At 45.9% G+C, this 7,390-nt stretch carries 9 protein-coding genes and 1 pseudogene; 4 read left to right on the top strand and 6 right to left on the bottom strand.

Annotated elements, in window-relative coordinates:
* Positions 1-281: 281 nt before the first annotated feature.
* Together H6F74_RS31065 and H6F74_RS30070 are read left to right on the top strand one after the other, a co-directional pair.
* The gene (locus H6F74_RS31065) at positions 282-611 is read left to right on the top strand and encodes a transposase (RefSeq protein WP_190442853.1); all 330 of its coding nucleotides are present in this window, start codon (positions 282-284) and stop codon (positions 609-611) included.
* A gap of 185 nt (positions 612-796) precedes the next feature.
* A pseudogene (locus tag H6F74_RS30070) lies at positions 797-952 on the top strand (ISKra4 family transposase); the annotation flags it as partial.
* 45 nt (positions 953-997) lie between these two features.
* On the opposite strand, the gene H6F74_RS16085 reads toward H6F74_RS30070, so the two are convergent.
* The 5 genes from H6F74_RS16085 to H6F74_RS16065 all read right to left on the bottom strand — a co-directional run bounded on the left by H6F74_RS16085 (position 998) and on the right by H6F74_RS16065 (position 4,050).
* Complete coding sequence (locus tag H6F74_RS16085) at positions 998-1,876, bottom strand: DNA-formamidopyrimidine glycosylase (RefSeq protein WP_190442852.1); 879 nt, start codon at positions 1,874-1,876, stop codon at positions 998-1,000.
* 3 nt (positions 1,877-1,879) lie between these two features.
* Positions 1,880-2,257, bottom strand: a complete 378-nt coding sequence (locus H6F74_RS16080; RefSeq protein ID WP_190442850.1) for a photosystem I reaction center subunit IV — start codon at positions 2,255-2,257, stop codon at positions 1,880-1,882.
* Positions 2,258-2,339: 82 nt separating this feature from the next.
* Positions 2,340-2,987, bottom strand: coding sequence for a DUF6391 domain-containing protein (locus H6F74_RS16075; RefSeq protein ID WP_190442848.1), 648 nt, complete (start codon positions 2,985-2,987; stop codon positions 2,340-2,342).
* Between the two features lie 148 nt (positions 2,988-3,135).
* The gene (locus tag H6F74_RS16070; RefSeq protein WP_190442846.1) at positions 3,136-3,714 is read right to left on the bottom strand and encodes a PD40 domain-containing protein; all 579 of its coding nucleotides are present in this window, start codon (positions 3,712-3,714) and stop codon (positions 3,136-3,138) included.
* Between the two features lie 60 nt (positions 3,715-3,774).
* The gene (locus H6F74_RS16065; protein WP_190427666.1) at positions 3,775-4,050 is read right to left on the bottom strand and encodes a helix-turn-helix transcriptional regulator; all 276 of its coding nucleotides are present in this window, start codon (positions 4,048-4,050) and stop codon (positions 3,775-3,777) included.
* Positions 4,051-4,256: 206 nt separating this feature from the next.
* Between H6F74_RS16065 and H6F74_RS16060 the strand changes: the two genes are divergently transcribed.
* Entirely contained in the window at positions 4,257-5,240 is a 984-nt protein-coding gene (locus H6F74_RS16060; RefSeq protein WP_190442845.1) for a PfkB family carbohydrate kinase, read from the top strand.
* Positions 5,230-6,447, top strand: coding sequence for a class I SAM-dependent methyltransferase (locus H6F74_RS16055; RefSeq protein WP_190442843.1), 1,218 nt, complete (start codon positions 5,230-5,232; stop codon positions 6,445-6,447). Before H6F74_RS16060 ends, H6F74_RS16055 begins: the two co-directional genes overlap by 11 nt.
* A 155-nt stretch (positions 6,448-6,602) precedes the next feature.
* Here H6F74_RS16055 and dndE read toward each other — a convergent pair whose 3' ends face one another.
* The gene (dndE, locus tag H6F74_RS16050) at positions 6,603-6,995 is read right to left on the bottom strand and encodes a DNA sulfur modification protein DndE (protein WP_190442841.1); all 393 of its coding nucleotides are present in this window, start codon (positions 6,993-6,995) and stop codon (positions 6,603-6,605) included.
* Positions 6,996-7,390: the final 395 nt, after the last annotated feature.

Here is a 7,390-nt window from a genome sequence, read left to right as displayed (position 1 = left end):
GGGAAACAGCCACAGCGGAAGCCGTATAAAGCTGTGCATCTGGCTCCTGTGAAGATTCATGGGGCTTGGCTAGACGACAATTGCGCCTTATTGGAGTGGCTCAATGAGAAACCGGGTCTTGCGGCATCATGGGGTAAAATGTAGCAATCGCTACATTTTACCCCATGATGCCGCAAGACCCTAGATTTCATGTAATGAAAGCCGTGAATAAAGAACTAGATAAAGCCCGGAGAAATTCCCAAAAAGCGGCAAAAGGCCTAGAAGACAAAGCCGAATAAAAAATTATTCAATCGAGTTTAATTAAAAGTAAGTATAGCTTACTTAAGTTAGAAACATCTCTAGATGAAAAGCAATGGTGCAAGCTAGAAGCAGTCAAAGCAGCGTTCCCAATAATTGGCAAGATGCATAGCCTAAAAGAAGAATTTAGAGACATTTTTCAGACGGCGGTCAATGTCGGTGATGGAACTTTGAGACTTTTAGATTGGCTGTTTGAAGCAAAAACTTACTTTCCTTCAAGCGTAGGAACTATTACTCGCTGGTTTGGTGGAATTGTGGGCTACTTTGAGCAAGGTATACCTCGGGAGTTGTCGAGGGAATTAATAACAAGTTGAAACTAATCAAACGGTCTGGCTATGGTTTCAGAAACTTTAACAATTTTCAGTTACGCAGTTTAATCTACTGGCACCTTGATGTTAACTCAGCATAATATAGGCGGAAGAACCGTTTTTTTGAAGTTTCCTTTTTCTCTATTATCTCCTCACCTTTGCTTCGAGGGCTATACAAGCAACTTTTAAGAGAACATATATGTGCAATTGGTTCAGTATCCTTTGAGTCGGCAGTTAAACAAATAGCTCGAAGGTTAAAGATTTCCGGGACACAATGGTGACCCAAAGATGTGAATCAGATGCTAAGACTTCCTTGCGCCTACCTGAGGGAACTTTTACTCGTTTGACATTCTTGCAAAACCGTGATGCACCCGCCAGACACAGACTGTTTTTCAATTTTTCGGACAAGTAGATTGTTGGCACTGGGGGCAGAAATGAGCCGAGCGTCCGGCTAATCTGATTCGTGCAATGGGTGTGTTACAGACTCGACAGGGGACACCACCGCGGTTATAAACCCAGGCGACACCGGCATAGTTACCGTTGATTCCTTGGACGTTGAGAAAGTTACTAAAGGTTGTTCCACCAGCATCAATACTGGCTTGCAAAACTTGAATAATTGCTTCGAGGAGACGCGCAATTTGCTTTATGCTCAGGTGAGTACAAAGTGTTGTTGGTTGAATTTTACTGAGAAATAAAGCTTCATCGGCGTAGATGTTGCCGATTCCAGCCACAAGAGACTGATCGAGCAGGGCAGTTTTGATGGGACGACGACGATTTTGCAGTTTCAGAGCCAGGTACTCAACGGTAAAATCTGCGGAAAAGGGATCTGGTCCTAAATTCTGTAAACCAGTGATGACTCTTTCTGGAGGAGTTCCTGGGGGTACCCACCACATTTTACCGAAGGTTCGCTGGTCAACAAAACGTAATTCTTGTGAAGTCAAGCGATCGCCTTCAGCCGAATCACCTGTAAAAAACAACCGCACTCGCGTATGTTTCTGTAATGGCTCCTGCAAAGGGAGCCACAGTAACTGACCAGTCATCCGTAGGTGAACCCCCAACCAGCCTGCGGGGGAAAGTTCAGCAAGCAGGTATTTACCGCGTCGGTGCCACTGGGTAATAACTGAACCTGCCACCCCAGCCAAGAAATCTACAGAGGAAAGGGGGTGGGCAATGGTGCGTTCAAGCAACACATCACCACCCCCAATTTCTTGGTTGAGGGTCAGTTTATTTAGACCCCGACAAACTGTTTCAACTTCAGGCAGTTCTGGCACAACTTAACGTGAGTCAGTTCCCTGATTGGGAGCGCCTTGTACAACTGAGCTACCTTCTCCGGACTCTGGTGCGGCAGCGGGGTTCCCATCAACAACTCGGTTCCCCTGACCTGTTCTGCGAGTACGTTCGTCGATGGTGGTTTGTTTGCCACCGGAAGCGGCAGTAGTGGCTTTCTTGGCTCCTGGCTTCGGCGCTTCAATCTCTAGCACTTCGTTCATACCAAAGTTGTTGGTATTAACACCAGCGTAGTTGACATTATTGAAGCGGACAATTACTGGATATTTGATGCCGCTTTGGTCTACGGATGCAACAGTCCCAGTATCCTGAAACCAGAAAGATTCTTTGCGGAGAATCTGAACTTTTGAACCACGTTGAACCATAAGTGTTTTTTCCCTTACGTCATTAAGCTAAAGCGTACTACTGGATCGGGACTCGCACCAACCATCTAGTCTTTAAGTTTTATTACCGCTCCCGCCAGCGCACTCGGACGAAATGCGCGGGACGCCCCCAGATGTCAGGTGTCGCGCAAATTTCATCAATTGCCAAGTTGAAGGGAATTGAGGTTGTAATGTATTTTTGGGCGAGACTACCCAGGTCAGGCGTTAATTGGGCAGCAGCTGTGGCAGCGATGCCCAAACCCAAGATTTGCTCTATAGGACTGCGAGGTAGGATGAGATGGACACCCAAGGCTAGCCCGGCGGTCACGAGCATCCCGACAGACAAATTCGTGCCACAACGGGGATGCACAGCTAGGTTCCATTCGCCGCTGGTGGTGCGCTGGAGGGCGATGCGAACTGCACGATGCAAATCGGAGGTGTTAACTTGCCCGTAGATGTAAAAGCCTTGGTCGGTGGATAAACCGCCCAAGGTGTCGTTGTCCATTTGACGGGACGTTGAAGCACTTCTTGAGGAATGTGAGTTTAAGCGATCGCTCAAAACCCAAACTGTGGCGTGTTCTAAAGCGTGAACCTGACGCAGCATCAGAATTTCTTTCAAGCCGGGAACAAAGTTTAGCTGTTTGAGTAAATCAGCATCTTGTGTGGCTTGAGGGGCGGGAGAATCAAAACTCCAGAAGTTGCCAGTGTCAGAGGAAGCAGAAGCAGTAGTCATAGATCAGAACTACTCCAAACTTGCAGATTGATTAACTGAGATGTTTTTCAACTGTAGCGTCTACGCCTGGAAGTCGTTGGGAAAAAATGGCAATCATGCAAAGGTAAAAGGCAAAAAAAGAATTCTTCACTTTTGTCTTTTTCCTTCTCTAGGGGCTAGGAGTGTTGGGAGGCGCAGGCTGTGACGTTTCTGGAAGCGATGCGGGTCTAGGTAAGGATAATTCTATGCTGGGGCCGCGATCGTAAATTTCAATGTCCCACTGTCCCGAACGGTTAGATTCAAAGGCTATAAATCGACCATTGCCACTAATTGTCGGATGGCGGACTTCGCCTGAAATATTGTCGGTAATGACTTCAGATTGCAAGGCTTGGCGGTCATAAACGAATACATCTGGCTTGCCTCGCTCCTCGGAGATGTATACAATGTAACGACCATCAGCACTGATGTCTGGTTGTTCCTGAATGATGCTGGACTGATTGAGTCCGGGTAAATTAATCAGGCGACGTTGCCGGACATCATAAAGAAAGATGCCTCTATGGGCTTGGCGGGAGGAGGTAAAGACCAAGTAGCGCCCATCGTAGGATAGCTGGGGTTCTTGCTCGGCAGCTAAGCTATTTAAAGAGGCTCCGAGCAATTGTGGAGGCGGGGTGAGCAAGACACCATTGCTACAACTACTCAATCCAGCGAATAATCCAACTGCTAAAACTGACAGATAACGAATAATCATTTTAAAGAATGGCTAATAGCTCATAGCTAATTGACAATTAGCCATGAGCTATTAGCCATTTTATGAAATCACTTCATCACTAGGTGTTGGCAAGGGGCAGCAGTTAACATCATTTATACAAACCTTTCCCCACTGCAACGCCCAGCGTAGTAGTTCTACACGATTGTTAGTTTTGGTCTTGGTCAAGATATTGCTAATGTGATTATCAACTGTGCGTTTGCTGATTTCTAGCTTCTGGGCGATTTTGTCGTTGGTTAAACCACCAGAAACTAGCTCGATGATTTGCAGTTCGCGATCGGAAAGACTCGCGGGGATATGGGTCTCGCTACTGGACATAAGTATTTCTTCCTTAGTATAACTACTTATTATCTATTTCAATTTTAGAAGATCCTTGGCGGGTAAGCCTGATCCCGACTGGGATTGGGGCATAAGGGCAAGGGACAAGGAGGAGTGGGAAGAATAATTCATTCTTTATCCTTTATCCTGGGGGTAACTTTTTCCTTTTCTGGTAGGCTGAGTTTACGTACACAAGGAGTGCAGCTGTGACTCATCCCCGTGTTCTCTGCCTCGGAGAGATTTTGTTTGATTTGCTAGCCGAGCAATTGGGGCGATCGCTTGAAGATGTCGAATCTTGGACACCATACCCAGGGGGCGCACCCGCTAATGTGGCGTGTGCGCTGGTAAAGTTGGGAACGCCATCTGGATTTATTGGCTGTGTTGGTGAAGATGCGCCGGGAAACGAATTGGTAAAGTTGTTGCAGGATGTGGGTGTAGATACTAAGGGCGTACAGCGCCATCCTACGGCACCAACGCGACAAGTTTATGTTACACGCTCTTTGGAGGGCGATCGCACGTTTGCCGGGTTTGGCGAACTGGATACCACAGAATTTGCTGATACTCACCTGAGTGCGTCTAATCTGCCAGTGGCTTTGTTTGAAGAGGCTGATTTTCTAGTCTTGGGGACGCTGGAGTTAGCTTATCCCGATAGTAAGGAAGCGATCGCTCAAGCGCTGAATCTAGCAGATCAGTACGATGTCAAAATTGTACTAGATGTGAATCGGCGCGATATGTTTTGGCCTGACCCTAGCGCATCTAAGCCTCTGATTTTAGAACTCTTAAAGCACGTCGATTTCCTCAAGGTTGCTGAAGAAGAAGCCCAATGGCTATTTGACACAATGGATGCTGGTGCTATTACTTATCGTCTTGACTCAGTAGAAGGCGTTTTGGTGACTGCTGGGGAAAAAGGTTGTGCATACTGTCTGGGTGAAAATGAAGGTAGGCTGGCTGCTTTTTCCGTCCCGGTGGTGGATACAACAGGTGCGGGTGATGGGTTTGTTGCTGGTTTCATCCATCAGTTGTGTCAACATGGCATCAAAAGTCTTACCGATGCAGAAATGGCTAAGCGTGTGGTGAGATATGCTAGTGCGGTGGGGGCGACGTGTGCCATGAAGCCGGGAGCGATCGCTTCCCAGCCAACAGCAGCCCAAGTGAAAGAGTTTTTGGGAAAAATGAAGGATGAAGGATGAATTAATTCAGCCTTCTGAAGTGCTGCTGCGAAGTTTAATTGCTAGTCGCATCGCAGAAAGTCCCGAAAGGCGCATCACTTTTGCACAATACATGGAGTGGGTGCTGTACGAACCGCAGCACGGCTACTATGCTACTAATGCAGTTAATATTGGGGCGGAGGGTGACTTTTTTACTTCGCCTCATCTTGGTGCTGACTTTGGCGAATTACTAGCTGAACAATTTGCCGAAATGTGGGATATTCTAGGGAATCCAGTGCCTTTTACCCTTGTGGAAATGGGCGCGGGTGCGGGAATCTTGGCGGCAGATATTTTGCGCTATTTGCAGCAACACTATCCAGCAATTTTTGAGGTTTTGGAGTACGTTATTGTTGAAATTGCCTCTGGGTTAATTTCTCAACAACAGCAAGTTTTACAGAATATGCTGGGTAAAAGTGCTGCCTTAGTAAGGTGGTGTTCTCTAGAAGAAATACCAAAAGACTCTATTATCGGCTGCTTTTTTTCTAATGAGTTGGTGGATGCGTTACCAGTGCATCAGTTTGTTATTGAAAAAGGGCAAATTCGGGAAATTTATGTTACTTCGAGAGATGGAGTGACTTTCGAGGAAGTGACGGGCGTTCATTCGACACCAAAGCTGACAGAATATTTTGACTTGGTGGGGATTGAATTACCTTCAAGCGTTTATCCAGATGGATATCGCAGTGAAATTAATTTAGCAGCTTATAACTGGCTGAGTACAGTCGCCGAAGCGCTACAACGTGGGTATGTTTTAACAATTGATTATGGCTATCCGGCGACTCGTTATTATAGTCTAGGGCGGAGGCAGGGGACGCTACAGTGCTATTACCGCCATATGCACCATGACAACCCTTATATAAATATTGGGCAGCAGGATATCACAGCTCATGTGGATTTTACGGCTCTGGAGCGCTGGGGCGATCGCTTGCAATTGCCAAAGTTGGGTTTTACTCAGCAAGGGTTGTTTTTGATGGCGTTGGGTTTGGGCGATCGCATTGCTGCCCTTTCCACAGGTGGAGAAGATATCGTAAAGTCGCAAGGCATTTCTGGTTTACTCCGCTGTCGCGATACGCTACACCAGCTAATTGATCCAATGGGTTTGGGCAATTTTGGGGTGTTGGTGCAAAGTAAGGGGTTGCGGGAGGAGGAAAGAGAGCGAAGTCTCAAAGGTTTAAAAATGCCATTGATGTGATAAGTAAGCGATGCAAGAGAAAGTTTTATTTACCTTTGTACCCTATTTATGGGATCTTTAAATAATGGAAATATATTTTGGAGCAATATTAAAGCGTAGTTCTTCCTTATCCAAAATATGATATCAGAGAAAAACGGCTAAAGTCAATGCCTAATTTAACTTTTTATTTCCATTGCCACAGCAACCAAATCTTCAATTTTCTTAATATTTGGATCTCCAGCTAAATAACCAATTCCGCGATGCAAATGGAGGCGAAATTGATTAGCCAAAGTTTCTCGTTCAGTACCTAAGCCATCATTGTGACAGCGTTGTTTCAGGGCGATTAACAAAATATCAGACATTTCTCCGCCAAAGACGCGCCAAGTCATCTCGACATTGCTATCAGCAGGAATTGGCACTGGTGAAGGAATACTTGGTTCAGAGAGAGAACGACAAAATGCCCAGCGACAAAGGATATTCCACTGCTCTATTTTAGTGCGGCGCTTTAGCTTAGTAAGCTGCTCTTTGGCAGTTTGGGAAAGTTTAATTCTGTCAAGTGGTGGTTCCATGAGAAAGTGGCTCGGCTGAGTTAATTAAGTGCGACCCCCTCCAAAAGGTCGTCCCTTTGGGAAATCGCTCGTATATTCTTTACATTTAAGCAGGAGTTCTTAAAGATTGTGCAAAAAATGACTTGATCGATTGCACAGTTATGGTGAGCGAGTCAATAATGGTGACATAGGGAATTTACCCAAACGTACTCAAATAAGGTTTCAGAGGCGGGTTTCAAACCCCGCTTCTTCTGTTTAATTTTGTAGCCAATGCCAGGTTAAGGGGACTCGGTTGGATGAGACGGGTCTTGCGGCATCATGGGGTAAAATGTAGCGATCGCTACATTTTACCCAAAAAGAACAATGGACTTTCATCTAGATACCTTATTAAACTTACCGAACGTTACGGTTTTCAC

This window comes from Trichocoleus sp. FACHB-90 (assembly GCF_014695505.1).
In the GTDB taxonomy this organism is placed as follows: domain Bacteria; phylum Cyanobacteriota; class Cyanobacteriia; order Cyanobacteriales; family FACHB-T130; genus Funiculus; species Funiculus sociatus.
The sequence above is the reverse complement of the archived record's forward strand: the minus strand, read 5'-3'. Positions and strand labels throughout refer to the sequence as shown.